General features: G+C 67.8%; 24 protein-coding genes. 10 read left to right on the forward strand and 14 right to left on the reverse strand.

Annotation, left to right across the window (positions count from 1 at the left end; translation table 11 throughout):
• The first annotated feature begins 120 nt into the window (after positions 1-120).
• From D1793_RS12535 to lapB, 3 genes are read left to right on the forward strand one after another with little or no spacing between them, the layout of a single operon-like run.
• Complete coding sequence (locus D1793_RS12535) at positions 121-417, forward strand: integration host factor subunit beta (protein WP_119022472.1); 297 nt, start codon at positions 121-123, stop codon at positions 415-417.
• A 59-nt stretch (positions 418-476) separates the two neighbouring features.
• On the forward strand, positions 477-782 hold the full coding sequence (locus D1793_RS12540; protein WP_119022473.1) for a LapA family protein: 306 nt from the start codon (positions 477-479) through the stop codon (positions 780-782).
• Positions 783-1,964, forward strand: coding sequence for a lipopolysaccharide assembly protein LapB (gene lapB / locus D1793_RS12545; protein WP_119022474.1), 1,182 nt, complete (start codon positions 783-785; stop codon positions 1,962-1,964).
• A gap of 7 nt (positions 1,965-1,971) precedes the next feature.
• On the opposite strand, the gene pyrF is transcribed toward lapB, so the two are convergent.
• On the reverse strand, positions 1,972-2,673 hold the full coding sequence (gene pyrF, locus D1793_RS12550; RefSeq protein WP_119022475.1) for an orotidine-5'-phosphate decarboxylase: 702 nt from the start codon (positions 2,671-2,673) through the stop codon (positions 1,972-1,974).
• A 325-nt stretch (positions 2,674-2,998) separates the two neighbouring features.
• Between pyrF and D1793_RS12555 the strand changes: the two genes are divergently transcribed.
• Positions 2,999-3,280 carry a ComEA family DNA-binding protein gene (locus D1793_RS12555; protein ID WP_119022476.1) on the forward strand — a complete coding sequence of 94 codons (282 nt, stop codon included), beginning with the start codon at positions 2,999-3,001 and terminating at the stop codon, positions 3,278-3,280.
• A gap of 87 nt (positions 3,281-3,367) precedes the next feature.
• Here D1793_RS12555 and D1793_RS12560 read toward each other — a convergent pair whose 3' ends face one another.
• Positions 3,368-4,129, reverse strand: a complete 762-nt coding sequence (locus tag D1793_RS12560; RefSeq protein WP_119022477.1) for an SDR family oxidoreductase — start codon at positions 4,127-4,129, stop codon at positions 3,368-3,370.
• 229 nt (positions 4,130-4,358) lie between these two features.
• Here D1793_RS12560 and D1793_RS12565 point away from each other — a divergent pair, with 229 nt between their 5' ends.
• The 5 genes from D1793_RS12565 to D1793_RS12585 all read left to right on the forward strand — a co-directional run bounded on the left by D1793_RS12565 (position 4,359) and on the right by D1793_RS12585 (position 9,798).
• Positions 4,359-4,892, forward strand: a complete 534-nt coding sequence (locus D1793_RS12565) for an FxsA family protein (RefSeq protein ID WP_119022478.1) — start codon at positions 4,359-4,361, stop codon at positions 4,890-4,892.
• A 199-nt stretch (positions 4,893-5,091) separates the two neighbouring features.
• Positions 5,092-5,385 carry a co-chaperone GroES gene (locus tag D1793_RS12570; protein WP_119022479.1) on the forward strand — a complete coding sequence of 98 codons (294 nt, stop codon included), beginning with the start codon at positions 5,092-5,094 and terminating at the stop codon, positions 5,383-5,385.
• Positions 5,386-5,442: 57 nt separating this feature from the next.
• Positions 5,443-7,086 carry a chaperonin GroEL gene (gene groL / locus D1793_RS12575; protein WP_119022480.1) on the forward strand — a complete coding sequence of 548 codons (1,644 nt, stop codon included), beginning with the start codon at positions 5,443-5,445 and terminating at the stop codon, positions 7,084-7,086.
• 126 nt (positions 7,087-7,212) lie between these two features.
• Positions 7,213-7,941 carry an RNA methyltransferase gene (locus D1793_RS12580; protein WP_119022481.1) on the forward strand — a complete coding sequence of 243 codons (729 nt, stop codon included), beginning with the start codon at positions 7,213-7,215 and terminating at the stop codon, positions 7,939-7,941.
• A 93-nt stretch (positions 7,942-8,034) separates the two neighbouring features.
• The gene (locus D1793_RS12585; RefSeq protein WP_119022482.1) at positions 8,035-9,798 is read left to right on the forward strand and encodes a GGDEF domain-containing protein; all 1,764 of its coding nucleotides are present in this window, start codon (positions 8,035-8,037) and stop codon (positions 9,796-9,798) included.
• A gap of 19 nt (positions 9,799-9,817) precedes the next feature.
• Here D1793_RS12585 and D1793_RS12590 read toward each other — a convergent pair whose 3' ends face one another.
• From D1793_RS12590 to D1793_RS12615, 6 genes are all read right to left on the reverse strand, one after another.
• Positions 9,818-11,167: a Na+/H+ antiporter family protein gene (locus tag D1793_RS12590; RefSeq protein ID WP_119022483.1), complete on the reverse strand. Its 1,350-nt coding sequence runs from the start codon at positions 11,165-11,167 to the stop codon at positions 9,818-9,820.
• A 326-nt stretch (positions 11,168-11,493) separates the two neighbouring features.
• A complete protein-coding gene (locus tag D1793_RS12595; protein ID WP_119022484.1) occupies positions 11,494-12,498 on the reverse strand; it encodes a DUF4105 domain-containing protein in 1,005 nt (334 codons plus the stop codon).
• Positions 12,499-12,604: 106 nt separating this feature from the next.
• Positions 12,605-12,961 carry a RidA family protein gene (locus D1793_RS12600; RefSeq protein ID WP_110070422.1) on the reverse strand — a complete coding sequence of 119 codons (357 nt, stop codon included), beginning with the start codon at positions 12,959-12,961 and terminating at the stop codon, positions 12,605-12,607.
• A 140-nt stretch (positions 12,962-13,101) separates the two neighbouring features.
• Positions 13,102-14,397: a TRAP transporter large permease gene (locus D1793_RS12605; protein WP_119022485.1), complete on the reverse strand. Its 1,296-nt coding sequence runs from the start codon at positions 14,395-14,397 to the stop codon at positions 13,102-13,104.
• Entirely contained in the window at positions 14,397-14,942 is a 546-nt protein-coding gene (locus D1793_RS12610) for a TRAP transporter small permease subunit (protein ID WP_346426381.1), read from the reverse strand. The genes D1793_RS12605 and D1793_RS12610 overlap by 1 nt, the downstream gene beginning before the upstream one ends.
• 87 nt (positions 14,943-15,029) lie before the next feature.
• Positions 15,030-16,004, reverse strand: coding sequence for a TRAP transporter substrate-binding protein (locus D1793_RS12615; protein WP_119023681.1), 975 nt, complete (start codon positions 16,002-16,004; stop codon positions 15,030-15,032).
• A 288-nt stretch (positions 16,005-16,292) separates the two neighbouring features.
• Between D1793_RS12615 and D1793_RS12620 the strand changes: the two genes are divergently transcribed.
• Positions 16,293-17,066, forward strand: coding sequence for an SDR family NAD(P)-dependent oxidoreductase (locus D1793_RS12620; RefSeq protein ID WP_119022486.1), 774 nt, complete (start codon positions 16,293-16,295; stop codon positions 17,064-17,066).
• A gap of 13 nt (positions 17,067-17,079) precedes the next feature.
• Here the strand turns inward: D1793_RS12620 and D1793_RS12625 are convergent, their stop codons facing one another.
• The 6 genes from D1793_RS12625 to D1793_RS12650 form a co-directional block, all read right to left on the reverse strand.
• Complete coding sequence (locus D1793_RS12625; RefSeq protein WP_119022487.1) at positions 17,080-18,048, reverse strand: branched-chain amino acid transaminase; 969 nt, start codon at positions 18,046-18,048, stop codon at positions 17,080-17,082.
• A gap of 46 nt (positions 18,049-18,094) precedes the next feature.
• A complete protein-coding gene (locus D1793_RS12630; RefSeq protein WP_119022488.1) occupies positions 18,095-19,210 on the reverse strand; it encodes a class II histone deacetylase in 1,116 nt (371 codons plus the stop codon).
• Positions 19,207-20,148: an ornithine cyclodeaminase family protein gene (locus D1793_RS12635; protein WP_119022489.1), complete on the reverse strand. Its 942-nt coding sequence runs from the start codon at positions 20,146-20,148 to the stop codon at positions 19,207-19,209. The genes D1793_RS12630 and D1793_RS12635 overlap by 4 nt, the downstream gene beginning before the upstream one ends.
• 1 nt (position 20,149) lies before the next feature.
• Positions 20,150-20,506 (reverse strand): RidA family protein, encoded by a 357-nt coding sequence (locus D1793_RS12640; RefSeq protein WP_119022490.1) that lies wholly within the window; start codon positions 20,504-20,506, stop codon positions 20,150-20,152.
• Between the two features lie 163 nt (positions 20,507-20,669).
• A complete protein-coding gene (locus tag D1793_RS12645) occupies positions 20,670-21,947 on the reverse strand; it encodes a TRAP transporter large permease (protein WP_119022491.1) in 1,278 nt (425 codons plus the stop codon).
• Entirely contained in the window at positions 21,944-22,489 is a 546-nt protein-coding gene (locus D1793_RS12650) for a TRAP transporter small permease subunit (RefSeq protein WP_119022492.1), read from the reverse strand. The genes D1793_RS12645 and D1793_RS12650 overlap by 4 nt, the downstream gene beginning before the upstream one ends.
• Between the last annotated feature and the right edge of the window lie 5 nt (positions 22,490-22,494).

Genomic DNA, 22,494 nt, shown 5'->3' on the forward strand with positions numbered 1-22,494 from the left:
GCCGCGCCATCTGCCAATGGTCGTAGTGCGTTGTTTTATCACAATTTGCCGAGTATGCTTTGGTGAAACAACAGCGCCAGGCGGGCCGGCTCTTGCGCCCACCGCAGAGGGAGAACGTCGATGACCAAGTCCGAGTTGATCGAGCAGATCGCCGCACGGCAGCCGGAGCTGTCGATCAAGGAAGTCGAGGCTGCCGTGCGCCTCATCCTCGATGACATCACCGACACCCTGGCCGAAGGGGGACGCGTCGAGATTCGCGGCTTCGGCAGCTTCTCGCTGCACTACCGGGAACCCCGGGTGGGCCGCAATCCCAAGACCGGCGAACCGGTCGCGCTGGACGGCAAGTTCGTGCCACACTTCAAGCCAGGCAAGGAGCTGCGCGAGCAGGTAGACGCCAGCCGCGCCCTGGGCTACTGATCGGCTCCGATCACTCATACCATGACCACCGGCACCACCATTACAGGGGACACAAGCGCATGCGTTGGCTAAAAGGCCTGATCCTGGCCGTCATTCTGCTGGTCGTCCTGCTGGTCGGCATTCTCTTCGCCGTGAACAACCAGCAGGCCCTTCCGCTCAACCTGATCTGGCTCGAGCTCCCCGCGGCCTCGCTGTCCGTCTGGCTGCTGGCCTCCCTGGCAGTCGGGGTGCTGCTCGGCATGCTGGCCATGAGCGGCGTCTACCTGCGCCTGCGTACCCTGCTGACCCGCGCCCAGCGCCACAACCAGCAGCAGCGCAAGGAGCTCGATCGACTGCGCGTTCAGGAGCTCAAGGAACTCCCCTAAATGCCCGACGCCCTGCTGCTGACGCTGTTGTTGGCAGCGGTCGCCATCGGCTGGTGGCTCGGCCGCCGCGAACGCAGCAAGCCCTCCGATCCCGCGCCATCATCCGGGCTGGCGCGGGATTATTTCGTGGGGCTCAACTACCTGCTCAACGACCAGCAGGACCGCGCCATCGAGACCTTCGTGGCGGCACTCGAGGTCAACAGCGAGACCATCGACACCCATATCACCCTGGGCAACCTGTTTCGCGCCCGCGGCGAGGCGGACCGGGCAGTGAAGATCCACCAGAACCTGCTCGCCCGGCCGACGCTCTCCGGCGCCCAGGGCGAGCGTGTGCAGCTGGAGCTGGCGCGCGACTTTCTGGCGCTGGGGCTGCTGGACCGCGCCGAGCGGCTGTTGCATACCCTGGTGCGCGACTCCCAGGACGAGGAGCGGCGCCTGTCGGCCAAACGCCTGCTCACGGACCTGCTGGAGCGCGAGGGAGAGTGGCAGGCGGCACTCGAGGTGGCCCAGCCCCAGCTGATACGCCAGAGCGATGACATCCGCCGCGCCGCCGCCCACTGGCTCTGCCAGCTGGCAGAACAGGAGCGCTTCGAGGCCAGCCCCGGCCTCGCCCGCAAGCACCTGCGCCGGGCGCTGGCCATCGACCCCCGCTGCGTGCGGGCCAACCTGCTGCTGGCCGCCATGGAGCACGATACCGGCCACTACCGCCAGGAGATTCGTCTGCTCGACCGCATCCCCGGCCAGGATGCCGCCTTCACCCCCACCCTGCTGCCTCCCCTGGCCACCGCCTATCGCCTGCTCGACGACGAGGACGGGCTGATTCGCCACCTGCAGCAGTTGGTGGAGCGTACGCCCTACACCAGCGTGATCATCCTGCTGGCCGAGACGGTGCGCCACCGGGATGGCCTGCAGGCCGCCATCGACCTGGTCAGCGAACAGCTCAACCGCGAACCCAGCCTGGGCGCACTGGACTACCTGATTGACCTCTACCGCCAGCACAGCGTGGGCGAGCCCCTGGCGCAGCTCCAGCTGCTGCAGCGTCACACCCACACGCTGCTGGAGGCACTGCCCCGCCACCGCTGCCGGCGCTGTGGCCACGCCGGCGAGCAGCTTCACTGGCAGTGCCCGCGCTGCCGCAGCTGGGGCACCACCAAGCCGATCACCGGCATCGAAGGCGAATAGCCCGACCTCAGCCGGCGGCCAGCTCGGCCTCGATGGCCGCCAGCGCCACCATGGGATCATCGGCCTGGGTCACCGGGCGCCCTACCACCAGGTGGGTGCTGCCTGCCGCCATGGCATCACTCGGGGTCATGACGCGCCGCTGGTCGCCGGCCACAGCGAAGCTCGGGCGGATGCCCGGGGTGACCTTGAGGAAAGACTCGCCGCACAACTCGCGCAGCCGCGCGGCCTCCTGGGCCGAGCAGACCACCCCGTCCATGCCGCTCTGGCTGGCCAGCAGCGCCAGGCGCTCCACCTGCTCCGCCGGCGTGACGCCGACCCCCACCTCGGCCAGGTCCTCGGCTTCCATACTGGTCAGCACTGTCACCGCGATCAGGTGGGTGGAGAGGCCGTGGCGCTGAAGCCGCTCCCTGGCCGCCTCCATCATGCGACGACCGCCGCCGGCGTGGACGTTGACCATCCACACGCCCTGCTCCGCCGCCGCCTGAACGGCGCCGGCCACGGTGTTGGGAATGTCGTGGAACTTGAGATCCAGGAACACCTCGAAGCCGCGACCATGCAGCGCCTCCACCACGTCGGGGCCGCTGCGGGTGAACAGCTCCTTGCCCACCTTCAGGCGGCAGCGGGCCGGATCGAGGCGATCGGCCATGCACAGGGCGGCATCCAGGGAGGCATAGTCGAGAGCGATGATCAGGGGCGAATCGGTAGACACAGGCCGGGCTCCAGGCAAGGGACGGATGGGCAACATTATATCAGCCCGAGCCACCAACTCGCGTAGGAGATCGCCCCACGGGGGCGTCTCCCCGGGAGCCCTCCCGCGAAGCGCGAGGCCACCCCACGCTGCCGGCCCTGGCCTACATCGGCTGGCGGCACCCGCTGACGATGGAGGCCGCAGGCGCCCGCTAGCTTGAAGGGTGTCCCAACGAAGCGGGCTCCGGGACGGCGGCACGACCCGACGGCCCGCGCCTGGGGCACCCACGACGGTGAAAGCCAGGAACCGCCATCACCCATTACAGCAACAAGGTAAGGAGATGATCATGAAGGGAGTGACACGCAACGCACTGGCCGGGGCACTGCTCGCCCTGCTGCTCGGCCTGGCACCACTCGGCGCCGTGGCGCAGGAGGTGGCGCCGATCAACGTCAACACCGCCGACGCGGAGCTGCTCACCGAACTGCCGGGGATCGGGCCGGCCAAGGCGGCCGCCATCATCGAGGAGCGCGAGGCCAATGGGCCCTTCGAGAGTGCCGAGGACCTGACACGGGTCAGCGGCATCGGCGCCGGCACCGTCGCCAACCTGGAAGATCAGGTCAGCTTCTGAACCGGCCAGAAGCGCAGCGGCCGCCGGGAAGGCGCCCGGCGGCCGCTCGATTTCACGACAGCAGGCGACAAAGGGACCTAGGGTGGCCTAGAGGCGCAGGCCGCCGTCGCACTCAATGACCCGCCCGGTGAAGTAGGCATTCTCGAAGATGAAGGCCACGCTCTGGGCGATATCCTCCGGCTGGCCCAGGCGGCGCAGGGGCACACCGGAGGTCAGCTTCTCCAGCATGTCCTGGCGCATGGAGGCGGTCATGTCGGTCTCGATGAAGCCCGGGGCCACACAGCCGGTGCGAATGCCATAACGCGCCAACTCCTTGGCCCAGGTGGTAGTCAGCGCGACGACCGCCGCCTTGCAGGCCGCATAGTTGCTCTGCCCCATGTTGCCGGCCCGGGAGATGCTGGAGATATTGACGATCACCCCCTCGTTGCCCGCCTCGATCATCTGGCTGGCCGCCTCGCGGCCACAGAGGAAGACACCGGTCAGGTTGACGTCCATCACGGCCTGCCAGCTCTCCAGCGACATCACCTTCTCGACCTTGCCCTGCTTCGCCTTCACCAGCAGGGCGTCACGCAGGATGCCGGCGTTGTTGACCAGGCCGCTCACCGGCCCCAGGGAGGCAGCGATATCCCCGAAGGCCTGCTTTACCGACGTCTCGTCGGCCACGTTGGCCACGAAGCCACGAGCCTCGATGCCCGCCTGATGAAGCCGGGAGACGGCATCGTCCAGGGTGGCGGCATCGGTATCGATCAGCGCCAGACGGGCGCCTCGGCTGCCCAGCAACTGGGCCATGGCCAGGCCGAGGCCGCGGGCGCCACCGGTAATGGCAATCACGGAGCTATCGAGTTTCATCGTCAATCCTCCAGGGAATGGGGCGATTCAGGGCCGACCTGGCGGCAGAGTCCTGGACATCGCTCTTTTGGGGTACAAGTAAGGTAGCAGAGTTTGTGCGGCGCACCATAGCGCTATCGATATGACAATCTATGCGGGCTGGCACCGTCGAGGCGAGCGATGCGCGTCAACGCTTGAGTTTTCGCGAAGCGCCCCCATCTATTGCGCAATTGATCCTCGCGGAGTTCCCATGCCCTTCCTGCTTGCCTTTACCCTCTTCGCTCTGCTCGACTTCGTCATCCTCTTCTCGGTAGGCAGTCAGATCGGCCTGCTCACCACCTTGCTGATGGTGCTGGCCACCGGCTTCATCGGCCTGCACCTGATTCGCCGTGAAGGGGCCGCCACCTTCGCCCGTGCCCGGGAGCGCCTGGAGCGCGGGGAAGTGCCCTCCGGCGAGCTGCTCACCGGCGCCGCGCTGATCTTCGGCGGCGCCCTGCTGATGGCCCCCGGGTTCGTCTCCGACGCCCTGGGGTTCCTGTGCCTGATTCCCGATGCACGCCGCCTGCTGGGCAAGCTGCTGGCCCGGCTCGGGGTGCGCGCCCAGGGCATCCACGTGGGCGGCTTCGCGTCCGGTCCCCGCCACGGCGCCGCTGACGACTGGCAGCAGGCCTCGGGCGACCCTCGGCAGGGGGATGCCAGGGCGTCATCCTCGGCCGGCGACGGCAGCAACGGCGACGGCCCGCTGGAGGGAGAGTTCATCTCCCGCGACGATGCACGGCGCTGAGCCAAAAAAATTTTCCCGGGGGCCTTGAAAGCCCCTTGGCGAGCCCCACTTATCGCTCAGCAACAGGTTTCGGCGCGGCTGTCGCGCCATTGACACGGAAGGCGTCCAGCGCCTCCCTCCTCGCAGGCGGAGCCTGCGAGGCGATGACCAGAACCGCCGGGAGACCCCGGCCATGTGAACCATCAGGAGAACGTGAGCAATGAACATCCGTCCCTTGCACGATCGCGTCATCATCCGTCGCGTTGAAGAAGAACAGAAGACCGCTGGCGGCATCGTGCTTCCGGGCAGTGCCCAGGAAAAGCCGACTCGCGGCGAAGTGCTTGCCGTCGGTAACGGCCGGATTCTCGAGAACGGTGATGTGCGCCCGTTGGACGTGAAGGTCGGCGATACCGTGATCTTCAAGGATGGTTTCGGCGTCGAGAAGCAGAAGATCGACGGCGAAGAAGTCCTGATCATGAGCGAATCCGACATCCTGGCCGTGGTCGAGGGCTGATTGCCCACGCCCCTCGCTATCCCTCAGACGTTCACGAATTGATAGGAAGAGATCGAAATGGCAGCGAAACAAGTCAAGTTCTCCGACGACGCCCGCAAGCGCATGGCCCGTGGTGTCGACCTGCTGGCCAACGCCGTCAAGACCACACTGGGCCCGAAGGGTCGCAACGTGGTGATCGAGAAGTCCTTCGGCGCCCCGACCGTCACCAAGGACGGCGTCTCCGTGGCCAAGGAGATCGAACTGAAGGACAAGTTCGAGAACATGGGTGCCCAGATGGTCAAGGAAGTCGCTTCCAAGACCTCTGACGTCGCCGGTGACGGCACCACCACCGCCACCGTGCTGGCCCAGTCCATCGTCAACGAGGGCCTGAAGGGCGTCATCGCCGGCATGAACCCGATGGACCTCAAGCGCGGTATCGACCAGGCCGTGATCGCCGCCGTCAAGGAGATCGAGGCCCTGTCCGTGCCCTGCACCGACACCAAGGCGATCGCCCAGGTCGGCACCATCTCCGCCAATGGTGACAAGCGTATCGGCGAGATCATCGCCGAGGCGATGGAGAAGGTCGGCAAGGAAGGCGTCATCACCGTCGACGAGGGCCGTGGCTTCGAGGACGAGCTGGAAGTCGTGGAAGGCATGCAGTTCGACCGCGGCTACCTGTCGCCCTACTTCGTGACCAACCAGGACACCATGCAGGTCGAGCTGGAAGACCCCTACATCCTGCTGGTCGACAAGAAGATCTCCAACATCCGCGAGCTGTTGCCGGTGCTGGAAGCCGTCGCCAAGGCGGGCAAGCCCCTGGCGATCATCGCCGAGGACATCGAGGGCGAGGCGCTGGCCACCCTGGTGGTCAACACCATGCGCGGCATCGTCAAGGTCGCGGCTGCCAAGGCCCCGGGCTTCGGCGACCGTCGCAAGGCCATGCTGCAGGACATCGCCATCCTGACCAACGGCACCGTGATCTCCGAGGAAGTGGGCCTGACCCTCGAGCAGGCTACCCTGGACCACCTGGGCACCGCCAAGCGCGTGACCATGTCCAAGGAGAACACCACCATCATCGACGGCGCCGGTAACGAGGGCGACATCGAGGCCCGCGTCAACCAGATCCGCGCCCAGATCGAGGAGACCTCCTCCGACTACGATCGCGAGAAGCTCCAGGAGCGCGTGGCCAAGCTGGCCGGCGGCGTGGCCGTCATCCGCGTCGGTGCCGCCACCGAAGTCGAGATGAAGGAGAAGAAGGCCCGCGTCGAGGACGCCCTGCACTCCACCCGCGCCGCGGTCGAGGAAGGCGTGGTGCCCGGCGGCGGTACCGCCCTGGTGCGCGTGCTGACCAAGATCAAGGACCTCAAGGGTGACAACGAGGACCAGACCCACGGCATCGCGATCGCCCTGCGCGCCATGGAGTCTCCGCTGCGCCAGATCGTCACCAACGCCGGTCAGGAAGCCTCCGTCATCCTCAATGAGGTGAAGAGCGGCGAAGGCAACTTCGGCTACAACGCCCAGACCGGCGAGTTCGGCGACCTGTTCGAGATGGGCGTGCTGGACCCGGCCAAGGTGACCCGCACCGCGCTGCAGTCCGCCGGCTCCGTGGCTGGCCTGATGATCACCACCGAGTGCATGATCGCCGACGATCCGGAAGAGAAGGACGCCGGTCCGGACATGGGCGGCATGGGCGGCATGGGTGGCATGGGCGGCATGATGTGATCACGCCCCCTGCCCCAGGCGCTGCATCACGCAAGGCCTGAGACAGACCCCGTCGGCGAGAGCCGGCGGGGTTTTTGTTTTAAGATACCCACCCTCCACCCATCAGCCGACCCCAGCCGCCTGCCCATGCTCCCGAATATCCGCATCGTTCTCGTCCAGACCTACCACCCCGGCAATATCGGTGCTTCGGCGCGAGCCATGAAGACCATGGGCCTTGCCGACCTGGTGCTGGTCAACCCGCGCCAGTTCCCCGACCCCGAGGCGACGCGGCTTGCCGCCGGTGCCGAGGATCTGGTGGAGAACGCCCGGGTGGTGGGCTCGCTTGGCGAGGCAGTGGCCGACTGCGTGCAGGTGGTGGGGGCGAGCGCGCGGCTGCGCAGCCTGCCGCTGCCCCATTTCGATGAGCCCGACGCCATGGCCCGGGAGCTGGTCGAGCACGCCGCCGCGGACCCGGTGGCGCTGGTGTTCGGCCGCGAACGCTCGGGCCTCACCAACGACGAGATCCGCCTCTGCAGCCACCAGGTGAGCATTCCGGCCAACCCCGAGTACGGCATCCTCAACCTCTCCCAGGCGGTGCAGGTGCTGGCCTACGAGGTGTACAAGGCGTGGCGCCGGCGTCCCGAGAGCGGCTACCGGCCCCAGCGCCCCGAGGAGGAGCGCGCGCCCAGCCGCGACCAGCTCGGCCACTTCCACGACCACCTGTCACGGGTGATGCGGGAGAGCGGTTTTCTCACCCAGCCCCACGCCCGGACCGAGGCCCAGCTGCAGGCTCTCTTCGCCCGGGCCCAGCCCAGCCGCAAGGAGCTCTCGCTGCTGCGGGGGCTGCTCAGTGCCCTGGAGCCACGGGGCAATTAGCGGCTCCCACCGCCCAGACAACGTCGACAAAGCGTGACATTTGCCCGGCACCGTTGCGGATATACTCCAAGCGTCACGTTCCGGGTCTTTTCCATGCGCCTTTGCCTTCGCCTTATGTTTGCGGCCCTTGGCCTGCTCGCCCTGCCCGTGCAGGCCGCCCCTCCTCCCCTGGCGCTGGAGGGCTGGGAGTACCGCTGGGGTGACTCGCCTCCCGGCCCGGACGGTAGCCCTGCCTGGCTCACTGAGGCGAGCGGCTGGCAGGCCATCGACTTTCCCTCGAACCCGCCCGGGCGCCAGGGCCAGCAGCACGCCTGGTTCCGCACCACTCTGCCCGACGGCGAGTGGCGCGACCCGGTACTCTATATCACCAGCATCGACCTGATCGGCCAGCTCTATCTGGACGGGGAGCTTCTCTACCAGTACGGCGAGTTCGACGCCGACGGACGCGGCGATTTTGCCGGCTGGCCCTGGCACATGGTCGAGTTGCCCGAGGACTTCGCCGACAGAACGCTGCACTTGCGCATTTTTTCCTACTACACCGATATCGGCCTGTGGGGTGAAGTGCAGCTGATGGATCGTATCGACGGTCTGAACGGAGTGATCCAGGGGTCCGCCAAGGCCCTGGCGGTGGGCGCCTTCTGCCTGCTGCTGGCGGTGCTGGCCCTGCTCTTCGCACTGCTTGGCGAACAGCGACGCGGCTTCATCGGCATTGCCCTGTTTGCCTCGGCCTCGGGGCTGATGCTCCTGGCCGAGGCACCCGCTCGCCAGTTGCTGCTGGAGCGTGCGCTATGGTGGGACACCCTGCGCGCGGCCAGCTACTTTACCCTGCCTGTGGCCATGGGCCTCCTGCTGGCCCACTGGCTCGAGGGCACTGCGGCACGCTGGATGCGCTGGCTGTGGCGCCTGCACCTGGCCTATCTGGCAGGGGCCCTCACCCTGGTACAGGCCGGCGCCATCAGCCTCTCGCTGACCTTCCCCGCCTTCGATGCGCTGCTGGCCATCACCCTGCCGCTGATGCTGCTGCTGGCCCTGTGGCAGGCCTCTCGGCTAGGTATGGAGCAGCGGTTGGTCGTGGCAAGCTTCGTCCTCTTTGCACCGCTCTTGCTGGTTGACATGCTCGTGGCCCACGGCTTCGTGAGCTGGCGCAGCATCCCGCTGAGCTCTGGCGCCCTGGGCTTCGCTCTGGCCATTGCCGGCATTTCGCTGTGGGACTACCGACGTACCCAGCAGCGACTCGCCGAGCTCAACCGGAGCCTGGAGCGCCAGGTGGCCGAGCGTACCGCCGAGCTCGACCGCATGGTGGAGACCCTGGAAGGCTACTCCTACCAGGATGCCCTCACCGGACTCAAGAACCGGCGCTACTTCGACGAACTGCTGGCGCACGAGTCACGACGAGCCGACCGTGAGAGGGAGCCGCTGTCGCTGGTGCTGATGGACCTGGATCACTTCAAGCAGGTCAATGACCGCCACGGCCACGAGGCTGGAGACCAGGTGCTGAGGCAGTTCGCCACTCTGCTACAGGCGCATTTCCGCGACTCCGACGTGGTCTGCCGTCTGGGCGGCGAGGAGTTCGTCGCCCTGCTGCCGGGTGCCGACCCCGCCGACGCCGCGGCCCGCGCCGCTGCCGTGACCCGCGCGGTGGGCCAGCACGTCTTCTTATGGGGCGACAAGCCACTGGAGAGCGTCACCCTCTCCTGTGGTGTCGCCAGCTACCCGGCCCACACGGCTGAGCCGCTGGCCTTGGTTGGGCTGGCGGACCATGCGCTCTACTGCGCCAAACGCAGCGGACGCAACCACAGCGTGACCTGGTCACCGGACGCCGAGGGTGACGACAGCCGCGTTGCCGCCCTCGGGTAGAGCGGCGCAGAACAGGCCGTCAGAACAGCATGGCCGCCGCCCAGCCGAAGGCGATCAGCGGGATGTTGTAGTGCAGGAAGGTAGGCACCACGCTGTCCCAGATATGGTCGTGCTGGCGGTCGACGTTGAGGCCCGAGGTCGGGCCCAGGGTGGAGTCCGAGGCCGGGGAGCCGGCGTCGCCCAGCGCCGCGGCGGTGCCCACCAGGGCCACCGTGGCCAGGGGCGAGAAGCCGAACTGCACCGCGAGGGGCACGAAGATCGCCGCGATGATCGGGATGGTGGAGAAGGACGAGCCAATCCCCAGGGTGATGAAGAGCCCCACCAGCAGCATGATCAGCGCGGCCAGGCCGCGGTTGTCGCCGATGATCGCGAAGCTCGACTGCACCAGGCTGTCGATCTCGCCGGTGGCGTTCATCACCGCGGCGAAGCCCGAGGCAGCGATCATGATGAAGCCGATCAGCGCCATCATGCGCATGCCGCTGGTGAAGAGGTCGTCGGCCTCGCGCCACTTGAAGACCCCCCCGAGGGAGAGCAGCGCAAAGCCCATCAGGCCGCCCAGCACCATGGAGCCGGTCCACAGCTGGATGCCCAGCGCCGCCACGATGGCCAGCCCCGACATCACCAGCCCCAGGGTATGAGGCTCACGCGGCTCGGGGTGATGGTGCGGCACATTGGTGGTGGCCACCTCCAGCGCCTGGTACTCCCGCGGCTTGCGGTAGCTGAATAAGAGCGCCACCGCGAGCCCCAGCGCCATGCCGCCCACCGGCACCGCCATGGCCATGGGCACCATGCCCCGGGTGATCTCGAGCCCCAGCAGCTCGCCGGCGCGGTTGATGTTGGCCAGCAGGATATCGTTGAGGAAGATCGCCCCGAAGCCCACCGGCAGCAGCATGTAGGGAGCGGTCAGGCCGAAGGTCAGCGCGCAGGCCACCGCCCGGCGATCCAGGCGCAGCTGGTTCATCACCTTGAGCAGCGGCGGGATCAGGATCGGAATGAAGGCGATATGCACCGGGATCAGGTTCTGGGAGGAGATCGACACCAGCAGCACCGCGGTCAGCAGCAGCGCCTTGACCGTGGCCTGGCGCGCCTCGCTGGCCTCCTGGCCCAGCAGGCCGATCAGCTTGCGCGCCAGCAGGTCGGGCAGGCCCGAGCGCGAGATCGCCACCGCGAAGGCCCCCAGGGTGGCATAGGCCAGGGCAACCTGGGCACCGCCGCCGACGCCGTCGTTGAAGGCGGAGAGGGTCTCCTCGATGGAGAGCCCGCCCACCAGGCCGCCGACCAAGGCCCCGACCACCAGGGCGAAGACCACCGAGACCCGCGCCAGCGACAGGCCCACCATCACCAGCACCGCAAGAATCACTGCATTCATGTCATGTATCCGAACAGGAGGAAGGGGTTGAATGACAAAGCGGCGGATTCTACCAGAGACCACCCGCACAGCCGAATCCTCCACCTGTCATCTTTCGGTCATGCCGGTGTGATCGATCTGTCATCTGCCTGGGCGAGGATATCGGTGGGTCGATGCATTACGGCTCGGCAAGGGAAACTGCCCCGCCCCGCAGGGATGCGCCGGTGCAGGAAGCACCTCAGGAGGAGCGGCCGAGGGCCGGTCAGGCACCGGGAGGGTGCCCAGGGAGGCATGGCGTCACGCCACGGCATCTGCCGTGGCGTTCTTGTGGGTCGCAGGCAGGGGCGTCACGACCAGCCCGGCACGCCCTCGCGTATGCGCCGCGAGAAGTCGGGGGCGTCGTGGGCCTTGCGGGCACGCTCGGTGATGTCGCCAAGCCTTCTGAGTTCGGCGAGCCGATAGCCCGGCACCAGGCCGCCGTGGTCGTGGACATAGCCGGGCAGCAGCCCGGTGAGCAGCAGCCGATGATCCAGCGGCAACCCCTCGATGATCCGCCGCATCATGGCGAAGACCAGGGTGGTGCAGTTCGCGGTGATGGTGTGGTAGAAGCGCGGCTCTCCCTGCAGGCGATTGGCCTCCGCCACCAGGGCCAGCAGCAGATCGCGACGCGCGCTCTCGCCCAGCGTGACCCGATAGAGGGTGACGGACTCCTCGCGCACGTTGCTGCGCAGCCGCACGGCATCCCGCTCGTCGGCGGCGATGATGGCCAGCTCATACTGCTTGAAGAAGCCGCCGATCTCCGAGAACGCCTCGTGGCGCTCGCGACGCACCTCCACCGAGAAGGCCAGGAAGTCGTCGATCTCGCCCTCCTCGTCCGCGAAGCCGAACGACAGCAGCACATGGGCGATGCCGGGACGCCCCCAGCCGGAGACGATCAGATCCAGCGAGGCGAGTCGGCTCAGCGGGTAGCGCCGCGGCTCCCAGGCCACCCGGGCCCGATCGCGGGTCTGCCAGTCGAAGCAGCGCACCCGGTCCAGGGTCAGCCACTCGCCTTCCTGGCGGCCGGTGGCCAGGTGGGCCACATCATCGGCCCAGTCGAGATCCGCCGCCGGCTCGAGGCGGCGCCACCAGGCCAGCAGCGCCAGCATCTGCACCGCAAGCCCGGCGATCGGTCCTATCCTCGCGCCCTTGCCGTAGAGCCAGAGCCAGAGCCCGCTCGCCAGCAGCCACAGGGCCACCGCCAGCAGCCGGCCGGGGCGCGCCAGCGGCAGGCGATGCCCGAGCGCCAGCCCACCCCACAGGGCACACAGCGCCATGGCCAACCTCAGGCCGAGATCGACGATCAGCAGCATCGAAAGTCTCCAGAGCGGAATGGCGCGAGGCTAGCATGGCCGCCCCAGGGCGGCCTCAACGCTTCTTCCGGGATGCGGCGGCGCAGGCCGCCGCCGCAGGGGGGGATCAGGCGTCCGGCAGGGCCGCGGTGATCATGATCTCCACCTTCCAGTCCGGACGGGCCAGCTTGGCCTCGGTGGCGGCGCGCACCGGCGGGCGGCCCGGCACCACCCAGGCATCCCAGGCCGCGTTCATCTGGTCGAACTCGGCCATGCTGGTCACCCAGACCTGGGCGCTGATCAGGTGCTCCTTGGAAGTGCCGGCGGCGGCCAGCAGGCGGTCGATCTTGGCCAGCACCTGCTCGGTCTGACCGCGCATGTCGGCGCTGGCGTCGTCCGGCACCTGGCCGGCCAGGTAGACGGTGCCGTTGTGGACGGCGGCCTGGCTCATGCGGGTGTTGCTGTCGTGATAGGTAACGCTCATGTGACTCTCTCTCGTCTCGTCGGGCGGGGCCCGGAAGTGGGTCGGCCTCCCCGGCCAGGCAGGCACCGGGAAGGCCGACAGGGTAGCGCCCCCGGCCCCACCAGGCGAGTGCCGAAGGCAGGGCCGGAGGCATTTCGGCCTCAGTAGCCCAGCCGAGCGGGCAGCCAGGTGGCCAGCGGCGGCACCGCGATCAGGATCAGGATCGTGAGGATGATGGGGATCAGGAAGGGCAGCACCGCCGTCACCACCTGCCCGTAGCGCAGCCGGGTGATGCCCACCATCAGGAACAGCACGTTGCCGAAGGGGGGCGTGATCACCCCCACCGACAGGGTGATCACCATGACGATGCCGAAGTGGATGGGGTCGAGGCCCGCGGCGAGCGCGGCCGGCACCACGATGGGCGTGAAGATCAGGATGCTCTCCACCACCGACATGAAGCAGCCGATCAGCAGGAAGAAGAGCGCGAAGGCCAGCAGCAGGAAGACGGTGGGCATGTCGATGCTGGCCACCTGGCCGGCCAGCGCCTGGGGAATGCCGATGCGCACCAGGATCCAGCCGTAGAAGCTCGACACCGCGATGATCAGCAGGATCGCCACGCTGAACATCAGGGTGCGTCGGAAGGCCCGGTAGAGGGCCTTCGGGGTCAGGTCGCGGTAGACCACCGCGCCCAGGATCACCGCGTAGAAGGAGGCCACGGCGCCCGCCTCGGTGGGCGTGAAGAAGCCGCCCCAGATGCCCCCCACGATGATCGCCGGCATCATCAGCGGCAGGATCGCCCGGCGCCCGGTACGCAGCACCTCGCGTCCGTCGAAGGGGGTCGGCGCCGGCATCACCACCCGCTGGGTCGCGCCCAGGGCCACGGTCATGCCCATCAGCAGCAGCGCCATGAGAATGCCCGGCAACAGCCCCGCCATGAACAGGGCGCCGATGCTGACGTTGGCCAGCCAGCCGTAGACCACCAGGGCAATGCTGGGGGGCAGGATCGGGCCGATCACGCTCGACGCCGCGGTGATCCCGGTGGAGTAGCCGAGGTCATAGCCGCGCTCCTTCATGGCCTTGATCTCGAGGCTGCCGAGCCCCGCCGCATCGGCCACGGCGGTGCCGGACATGGTGGCGAAGATCGAGCTGGCCACCACGTTGGCATGGCCCAGCCCTCCCTTGGTGAAGCCGACCAGGGCCGTGGCGAAGTCGAAGATCCGCGTGGTGGTGGAGCCGGTATTCATGATGTTGGCGGCCAGGATGAACAGCGGGATCGCCAGCAGCGTGAAGTTGTTGAGGGTCTGCACCATGCGCAGCGACATCAGCTCCACCGGCAGGCCACCGCTGCCAGTCACCGCCAGGGCGATGAAGGAGGTGATGCCGATCGCCACCACCACCGGCAGGCCGATGATCATCAGCGCCAGCAGGCCGCCCACGAAGATTGCCAGTTCCAGCATCAGTGCGGCTCCTCATCGTCGCGGGCGCCACCCGGCAGCCAGGCCACGCGGCCGCGCAGCGCCTGCCAGGCGGCTATCAGCGTCATCCCGGCGAAGCCGATGAAGATGCCGTAGTAGAGGTAGCTGAAGCTGATCCCCAGCGAGACGGTGCGGTTGTTGGCGCTCATCTCCGACATGATCCAGGCGCCCCAGGCGGCCAGCGCGAAGAAGCCGCAGGAGAGCAGCGCATTGAGACGGTACTGGAGGTCCAGCGCCAGCCGCGACATGCGATGGCTGAAGAGATCCACCAGCAGGTGCTCGCCGCGCACCAGGGCGGAGAGCGAGCCGATGCCGACGGCGTAGATGGCCAGCAGGGAGGCCACCTCCTCGGTCCAGGGCATGCCCAGCCCGATGAAGTCCCGCGCCACCACGGCGGCCACGATGAGCAGCAGGATGCCCGCCAGCAGCAGCACGCCCAGCGCATCGCAGACCAGGGTCAGGCCGCGCAGCAGCCAGTAGGCCAGGCGGTCCACGGGCCCTTGGGGTATCCCGGTTTCTTGCACCACGAAAGACTCCTCGATGATTCCCGGTCACAGCACGGCGGCGCCCCAGGGGGCGCCGCCGGCATCGTCACATCAACGGTTAACGCGGGCTCAGTCGTTGCCGCCCAGCGCGTCATCCATCACGCCATCGGCCATCTCGGCCAGGATGCGCTCGATGGCCGGCATGGCCGCCTCGCGAAACGCCTCCACGTCCGGCTCGATGATGGTCATGCCGTTGGCCTCGAGCTGCTCCAGGTAGTACTCGTCGAGCTCGCGCTCCACCTCGGTCCCGTGCAGGCGGGCCACCTCGATCGCCTCGGCGATCAGCGCCTGGTCATCGGCCTCCAGCCTGTCCCACCAGCGCTTGCTGGCCACCCAGTTCCAGGGGAACTGCACGTGGCTGGTGAGGATGATGTGGTCCTGTACCTCCCACAGGCGACGGGTGTAGGGCGACGAGAGGGAGTTCTCGTGACCGTCCACCTGGCGGGTCTGCATGGCCAGGTAGATCTCCGGCGCCGGCACGTTGACCACGGTGGCACCGATCTCCTCCCACACCTGGAGCCACACGGGCAGGGAGGGCAGGCGCATGCGGAAGCCCTGCAGGTCCTCGGGCGAGTGGATCGCCTTGTTGGCAGTCATGTGGCGGGGGCCACGATGCTGGGTCCCGAAGTACTTGATGCCGCCCTTCTCCTCGGCGATCTCGACCAGCGTCTGGCCGGAGGGGCTCTCCATGAAGGCATCCACCTCGTCCCAGGTGGCGAAGACGAAGGGCACGGTGATGGCGTCATACTCCGGGGCATACTGCTGACGCCAGTTGCCGCCGGTAATGGAGAGCTGGGTCTGGCCCAGGTTGAGCAGCTCGAGCACGGCGTTCTCGCCGCCAAGGGAGCCGGCCAGGAAGGGACGCACGTTGAAGCGGCCCGGCGCCTGCTCCTCGAGGTACTCGGCGAAGCGTTCGACGGCGGCGCTTTCCGAGCCCCCCTCGCTCATGGTGTTGTTGACCTGGATCTCGATGGTGCTCGCCAGGGCCAGCGGGGCAACGGCCAGCCCGAGGCTGGCCAGGGTGGCGATGAGTGTCTTGCGCATCAGCGTGTCTCCGCGATTCTTGTCGTTCTGGTGGTTCGCCGGCGGCCGCTGGCAGGCCGCGCGGCGCAGTATGTCGATCTTGTAACAGTCGTTGGGCTTGCTCAAATCGACGTTCATGAAGGCAGGCTTCGCCGATCACGATAGCGAAGAATAGCCCGGCCGGCCTGGCGGCGACGCCTCGGCAGCGCCGGATACGACCAAAGCAGCATAGGCATGCGAACCGCCGGGGGACTCTGATGCCAGGGGGCGCTGCCCTTCCCCCTCCACCCCAAGACGGGAGATTTCACCATGCACGAAGCCACCCCCATCGCCTTCATCACCGGCGCCACCTCCGGGATCGGCGCGGCCTGCGCCCGGCGCTTCGCCGAGGCCGGCTGGTCGCTGGTGCTCTCGGGACGCCGCCAGGATCGGCTGGAGGCCCTCCAGGCGGAGCTCCAGAGCGACCGGGTGGCGGTCCATGCCCTCGCCGTGGACCTCGCCGACAGCGAGGTCGTGCAGGCCGCGATCGATACGCTGCCCGAGGCCTTCCAGCGCATTCGCGTCGTGATCAACAGCGCCGGGCTGGCACTGGGCAAGGGGCCGGCCCAGCAGGCGGAGCTGGCCGACTGGCACCGCATGATCGATACCAACATCAAGGGGCTGGTCACGGTGACCCGCCTGCTGCTGCCGCACCTGATCGCCACGGGGCCGGGCGCCACCGTGATCAACCTCGGTTCCATCGCCGGCCACACCCCCTATCCCGGCGGCCACGTCTACGGGGCCACCAAGGCCTTCGTGGAACAGTTCAGCTACAACCTGCGCTGCGACCTGGCCCCCCACGGGGTCCGGGTCACCGACCTGGCGCCGGGAATGACCGAGAGCGAGTTCACCCTGGTGCGCATGAAGGGCGATGCCGGCATCGCCGAGGAGTACTACCGAGGCACCCGCGCCCTGCAGCCGGACGATGTGGCCCGCCAGGCGCTGCACATCGCCGAGCTGCCGCCCCACGTCAATATCACCCGCCTGGAGGTCGCGCCGATCTGCCAGCAGTGGTCGCCCTTCACCATCCTGCGTGATGAGTGATGGCCACAGCCCCTTACACCGGGGTCAGCCAAGCGCCGAACGCCGCCAGGTCAGCTTCCAGCTCCCCACGCACCAGGCGGCCATAGAGCCTCTGCAGGCGAGCGGTCACCGAGCCGTCGGCGATGGGGGCACCGACGGCGGGCCCCCCGCTGCGGGCGCCGATATGGCGCCCATCGAGCTCGCGCAGCGGCAGGATCTCGGCGGCCGTCCCGGTCAGGAAGGCCTCGTCGGCGATGTAGAGCTCGTCACGGGTGATGCGCCGCTCCACCACCTCCAGGCCGAGCCCCTCCCGGGCCAGCCGGATGACGCTGTCGCGGGTGATGCCCTGCAGGCAGGAGGTTACCTCGGGGGTGTGCAGCACCCCGTCGCGGAGCAGGAAAACGTTGGCCGCAGAGGCCTCGGCCACGTAGCCCTCGGGGTCGAGCATGATCGTCTCGTCGAAGCCCGCCTTGACGGCGGTGTTGAGGGCCAGCATCGAGTTGACGTAGTGCCCGTTGGTCTTGGCGCGGCACAGGCTGATGTTGACGTGGTGACGCGCCCAGGAGGAGGTCAGGGCGCGCAGGCCGACACTCGCCACCTCGGGGGTCAGATAGGCGCCCAGATCCCAGGCCGCGATCATCACATGGGTGGAGAGACCCTTCGCCCTCAGGCCGAGTCCCTCGGCGCCGAGGAACACCGTGGGCTTGAGGTAGGCGTCGGCGAGACCGTTGCGTGACAGGCAATCGCGCTGGGCCTGGATCAGGATGTCGGCATCGAAGGATAACGGTATATCCAGCGCATGGACGCTGTCGAGCAGCCGGCGGGTATGCTCGGCCACCCGGAACAGGTGGGTACCCTTCGACCCGGCGTAGGCGCGCACGCCCTCGAAGCAGCCCATCCCGTAGTGCAGGGTATGGGTGAAGACGTGCACCCTGGCCTCGCGCCAGGGCAGCCACTCACCATCCATCCAGATCCAGCCATCTCGATCATGCAGCGGCGTCATCGGCGCCCTCCTCCCCGGTGATAAGGTAACAGTCTGGCGCGGCCGGCTAGAGCCGCCCGGCTCTGGCCCAGGCCTCTCGCCAGCCATCGATCAGTGCGCGCTGGTGGGGTTGCAGGGCCTGGTAGCCCCAGGCGGCGATCTCGTCGTCCTGGGGGTCCGGCACCCGGATATCGCTGCCCGCGAGGGTCTGGATCACCGCGTGGCCACACAGCGGGACATAGCCCTCCGAGTAGCCCCCCTCGTGAACCAGCACCAGGCGGCCCTGGCAGACCCGCTCGGCCAGGGCCTTCACACGGGCGGTCATGCCCGCGAAGGCGGCGCTGTTGAGCAGCATCTTGCCGAGCGGATCCTTGGCGCAAGCGTCATAGCCGCAGGCCACCACGATCAACTCCGGAGCGAAGGCCTCGATGGCCGGCAGCACCAGGGTGTCCATGGCGTACTCATAGGCACCGATGCCACAGCCGGGTGGCAGCGGCAGGTTGAGGTCGGTGCCGAGGGCCGCTGCCCCGCCCTGCTCCGCAAACTCACCGGTTTCGAGCGGATAGTTGCCCGCCTGGTGGAGGGAGATCGTCAACACCTCTGGGGTATTCCAGAAGGCGCCCTGCTGACCGTTCCCGTGGTGCACGTCCCAGTCGAGGATCGCCACCCGCCCCACCTGGCCCAGGGCGCGGGCGCGCATCACCGCCACGGGGATATTACCGAGCAGGCAGAAGCCCCGGCCGCGATCGGCCTCGGCGTGGTGGCCCGGAGGCCGGCACAGCGCGTAGGCCTGACTCAGCTCACCGGTGGCGACCGCCTCCACGGCGCCCACGGCCAGCCCCGCGGACTGGCTTGCCGCCGCCAGGCTCCCTGGCAGGTAGGGCGCGCAGTCGCCACCGTCACCGCCCCGCCCGGCGTCACCCGCTGCCAGGGCATCCAGGTAGCGGGTCGTATGGAAGCGCTCGAGATCCTCCCGGCTCGCCGGCGGCGGCTTGCACACCGCCAGCTCGTCGATCAGGCCCGAGACCTCCAGCAGGTTCTTGAGCCGGCGCTTGCTCTCGGGGCTCTCCGAGGCGGGCTGAGGCTGTAGGAACTCGCCAGGTGCCGAGAACACGCCGATGGCACCTGGATCGTGCCAGAAGCAGCGCTCGTGCCAGAAGAACCCGGTGGCAGCGCCCGTCATGCGGGCGTCTCCAGCCGTTCCCACACCTCGATCGCAGCGGCGAGGTCCTCCAGCGACGCCCCCACCGACTTGAACAGGGTGATCGCGTCGGGAGAGGAGCGCCCGGGCTTCACGCCGCGCAGCAGCTCGGCCAGCTCGCCACGGATGTCGGCGAAGGCGAAGGCCCCCTCGTCGATGGCCTGGAGGATATCCCCCGCCTCGCCCCGGGCGCCGGCGTAGGTATCGACGAAGACCTCGCTTCTGACCAGGCACTCGGCATCGGTCTCCCGCATGGTCGGGCGGAAGGCGCCGATCAGGTCGAGGTGCGTGCCGGGCGCAAGCCAGGCGCCGCGGATCAGCGGCTCGGTGGAGAGCGTCACGCAGCTGATGATGTCCGCCTCCCGCGTGGCCGCTTCCAGGTCGGTCACCGCCGAGGTGTCGAAACGGTCGGCATATTCGGCGGCGAGGGCCTCAGCCTTTGCGAGACTGCGTCCCCAGATGCGCACCCGCCGAATGGGTCTTACTGCCGCGTGGGCCTCGATCACCATGGGCGCCAGCTTGCCGGTGCCCACCACCAGCAGCGTCTCGGCGTCCTCGCGGGCCAGCTCGCGGGCTGCCAGCGCCGAGGCCGCGGCGGTGCGCCGCCGGGTCAGCTCGCTGCCGTCGAGGCAGGCCAGGGGGCGCCCGTGGGCACCCTCGCTCAGCAGGTAGACTCCGGCGATCGCCGGCAGCCCATGCTCGGCGTTCTGCGGGAAGACATTGACCATCTTCACCCCGATGTAGCCCTCGCGCTCCCAGGCGGGCATCAGCAGCATGGTGGCCTCGCCGTCGGGCCGGTGCATGGCATGGTGGTGACGAGGCGGCGACTCCACGCCTTCTCGGAAGGTGTGTGCCAGGCGCTGCACCAGGCGTTCCCAGGGCAGCGCCTCGGCCACCTCAAGGGCCGAGACGACTCGCATATCAGGCCTCCGGGATCGCCGCAGTGACCATGATCTCAACCTTGAACTCGGGCAGCGCCAGCTTGGCCTCGGTGGCGGCACGCGCCGGCGGGCGGCCGGCCACGACCCAGGCGTCCCACACGCTGTTCATCTCGGCGAACTCCGACATGTCGGTGACCCACACCAGGGCGCTGAGCACATGCTGCTTAGAGGTCCCCGCCGCCGCCAGCAGGCGGTCGATCTTGGCCAGCACCTGCTCGGTCTGGCCGCGCATGTCGGCGCTGGTGTCATCGGGCACCTGACCGGCCAGGTAGACGGTACCGTTGTGGACGGTGGCCTGGCTCATCCGGGTATTGCTGTCGTGGTAGGTAACGGTCATTTTGCATCTCTCATGGGCGGGTGCCGATCGGCACCGATCAAGGGGCTGCGTCAAGCAGCGGTATGACCAGGGCGGCGGCGTGCTGGAAGAAGCGCGGATCTCGCGCTCAGCGGCGCACGACACGCCTGATCAGGCTGGTGGAAAAGCGTCATGGCAACACCTCCTAGCGCAGCAGCGAGGGAATCCAGGTGGAAAGCGCCGGGAAGGCCGCCAGCAGCAGGATGACGATGATGAAGGCCACGTAGAACGGCAGCGAGGCGATGATCGCCCGTTCGTAGGGCACGTTGGCGATACGCGCCGCCGTCATGAGCGTCATGCCCACCGGTGGCGTCACGTTGGAGATGTTGAGCACCACGATCATCAGGATCGCAAAGTGCAGCGGATCAAAGCCCAGCTGGATCATTGCCGGCACCAGCACCGGGGCTACCACCACCAGCGCCGGCAGCACATCCATCACCGTCCCGACAATAATTAACAGCACGCAGACGGCCATCAGCTGCAGGAAGGCGGAGTCGCTGAAGGTGGTGATCAGGCCGGCAGCGTCGCGGGCGATGCCCGAGCGGGTGACGAACCAGCCCAGCACCGCCGAGGTGGCCAGCAGGAAGAACACCACCCCGGAGAAGCGCACGGTGATGATCAGGGCGTTCCAGATCTTCCGCCAGGTCAGGTTGCGGTAGAAGACCACGCCGATGAAGATCGTGTAGATGGCGGCGAAGCCCGACGCCTCGGTGATGGTGGTCAGCCCCGAGAGGATGCCGCCGAGGATGATCAGCGGGACGATCATCGCCGGCAGCGCCATCAGGAAGGAGAGCGCCGCCACCTTCAGCGGGGTGGGCGCCTGCTTGGGGTAGCCCCGCTTCCAGGCCAGGACGAAGCTCACCCCAAGCAGCGCCAGGGCCATCAGCAGGCCGGGAATGATGCCGCCGGCGAACAGGTCGATCACCGAGATGTCGCGCAGCAGGGTCGCGTAAACCACCATCACCACGCTGGGCGGGATGATCGGCCCGATGATCGAGGAGCAGGCGGTGATCGCCGCCGCGTACTCGGCGTCGTACCCCTGGCGCTTCATCTCAGGGATCATGATCTTGCCGATCGCCACGGTATCGGTGATCGCCGCCCCGGTCAGGCCGGCGAAGAACACCGACACCGAGACGTTGACGTGGGAGAGCGCGCCGCGCACCCGCCCGAACAAGGCATTATTGAAGGTGATCAGCTTCTGGGTCAGCCCGCCCTGGTTCATCAGTTCGGCGGTGAAGATGAAATAGGGCACGGCGATCAGCAGGAAGCCGGAGACGCCGGAAAACATGCGGTCGGCGATGATGCCGAGCATCCGTTCGCCGCCCATGGCATAGCCGCCGGCAAGCCCGGAAAGGGCCATCACCACCGCCACGGGAGCACCGATCAGCAGCAGCAGGATGAAAGCGATGATCGCTGGCGTCATGGGCGTTTCTCCCCGTCGGCGGTCTCGATGAGCTCGTCGATCATCTCGCGCTCGTCGATAAAGTGTTCGAGCAGGTCAAAGCCCTGCACCAGGTGCAGCAGGATGATGGCGCCGCTGATCGGCACCACGATGGCGGTGAACTTGCCATGAACGCGAATCTGGTCGGAGACCATGTAGACCTGGCGGGTTCCCTGGAAGTAGTCCCAGCCGTACCAGAGCAGCAGCGCACCGAACAGGCCGATGGCGAGCAGGCTGAGCACGGCAGCTACCACGGTCAGCACCCGGGGCAGGCTTCTGACCAGCAGGGTCATGGCCACGTGCTCGCCATAGCGCAGCGAGATGGTCATGGAAAGGAAACCGATCCACGGCAGGAAGAGCCGCGCCAGGGAGTAGGTCCAGCTCAGGGTACTGCCGGTGGCCAGCTTGTAGACGAAGGCCGTGAAGGAGATGCCCAGCATGGCCAGCACGCAGGCAATGCAGGTCACGATCGCCACCTGATTGACGATGTCGCTCAGGCGTCGCAGGGGCTGCAGGAGGGGCATGGCGT

This window comes from Halomonas sp. JS92-SW72 (assembly GCF_003547075.1).
Lineage (GTDB): Bacteria > Pseudomonadota > Gammaproteobacteria > Pseudomonadales > Halomonadaceae > Halomonas > Halomonas alkalicola.

Bases quoted from the DNA above. Each gene is read 5' to 3' on its own strand.
- D1793_RS12560 (WP_119022477.1), bottom strand. From the start codon at position 4,129: ATGAAACTCGATAGCTCCGTGATTGCCATTACCGGTGGCGCCCGCGGC.
- D1793_RS12535 (WP_119022472.1), top strand. From the start codon at position 121: ATGACCAAGTCCGAGTTGATCGAGCAGATCGCCGCACGGCAGCCGGAG.
- D1793_RS12585 (WP_119022482.1), top strand. From the start codon at position 8,035: ATGCGCCTTTGCCTTCGCCTTATGTTTGCGGCCCTTGGCCTGCTCGCC.
- D1793_RS12580 (WP_119022481.1), top strand. From the start codon at position 7,213: ATGCTCCCGAATATCCGCATCGTTCTCGTCCAGACCTACCACCCCGGC.
- D1793_RS12640 (WP_119022490.1), bottom strand. From the start codon at position 20,506: ATGACCGTTACCTACCACGACAGCAATACCCGGATGAGCCAGGCCACC.
- D1793_RS12555 (WP_119022476.1), top strand. From the start codon at position 2,999: ATGAAGGGAGTGACACGCAACGCACTGGCCGGGGCACTGCTCGCCCTG.
- D1793_RS12615 (WP_119023681.1), bottom strand. From the start codon at position 16,004: ATGCGCAAGACACTCATCGCCACCCTGGCCAGCCTCGGGCTGGCCGTT.
- D1793_RS12605 (WP_119022485.1), bottom strand. From the start codon at position 14,397: ATGCTGGAACTGGCAATCTTCGTGGGCGGCCTGCTGGCGCTGATGATC.
- D1793_RS12540 (WP_119022473.1), top strand. From the start codon at position 477: ATGCGTTGGCTAAAAGGCCTGATCCTGGCCGTCATTCTGCTGGTCGTC.
- groL (WP_119022480.1), top strand. From the start codon at position 5,443: ATGGCAGCGAAACAAGTCAAGTTCTCCGACGACGCCCGCAAGCGCATG.
- D1793_RS12565 (WP_119022478.1), top strand. From the start codon at position 4,359: ATGCCCTTCCTGCTTGCCTTTACCCTCTTCGCTCTGCTCGACTTCGTC.
- D1793_RS12595 (WP_119022484.1), bottom strand. From the start codon at position 12,498: ATGCTGCTGATCGTCGATCTCGGCCTGAGGTTGGCCATGGCGCTGTGT.
- D1793_RS12600 (WP_110070422.1), bottom strand. From the start codon at position 12,961: ATGAGCGTTACCTATCACGACAGCAACACCCGCATGAGCCAGGCCGCC.
- D1793_RS12635 (WP_119022489.1), bottom strand. From the start codon at position 20,148: ATGCGAGTCGTCTCGGCCCTTGAGGTGGCCGAGGCGCTGCCCTGGGAA.
- D1793_RS12625 (WP_119022487.1), bottom strand. From the start codon at position 18,048: ATGACGCCGCTGCATGATCGAGATGGCTGGATCTGGATGGATGGTGAG.
- lapB (WP_119022474.1), top strand. From the start codon at position 783: ATGCCCGACGCCCTGCTGCTGACGCTGTTGTTGGCAGCGGTCGCCATC.
- D1793_RS12645 (WP_119022491.1), bottom strand. From the start codon at position 21,947: ATGACGCCAGCGATCATCGCTTTCATCCTGCTGCTGCTGATCGGTGCT.
- D1793_RS12650 (WP_119022492.1), bottom strand. From the start codon at position 22,489: ATGCCCCTCCTGCAGCCCCTGCGACGCCTGAGCGACATCGTCAATCAG.
- D1793_RS12620 (WP_119022486.1), top strand. From the start codon at position 16,293: ATGCACGAAGCCACCCCCATCGCCTTCATCACCGGCGCCACCTCCGGG.
- D1793_RS12630 (WP_119022488.1), bottom strand. From the start codon at position 19,210: ATGACGGGCGCTGCCACCGGGTTCTTCTGGCACGAGCGCTGCTTCTGG.
- D1793_RS12590 (WP_119022483.1), bottom strand. From the start codon at position 11,167: ATGAATGCAGTGATTCTTGCGGTGCTGGTGATGGTGGGCCTGTCGCTG.
- D1793_RS12570 (WP_119022479.1), top strand. From the start codon at position 5,092: ATGAACATCCGTCCCTTGCACGATCGCGTCATCATCCGTCGCGTTGAA.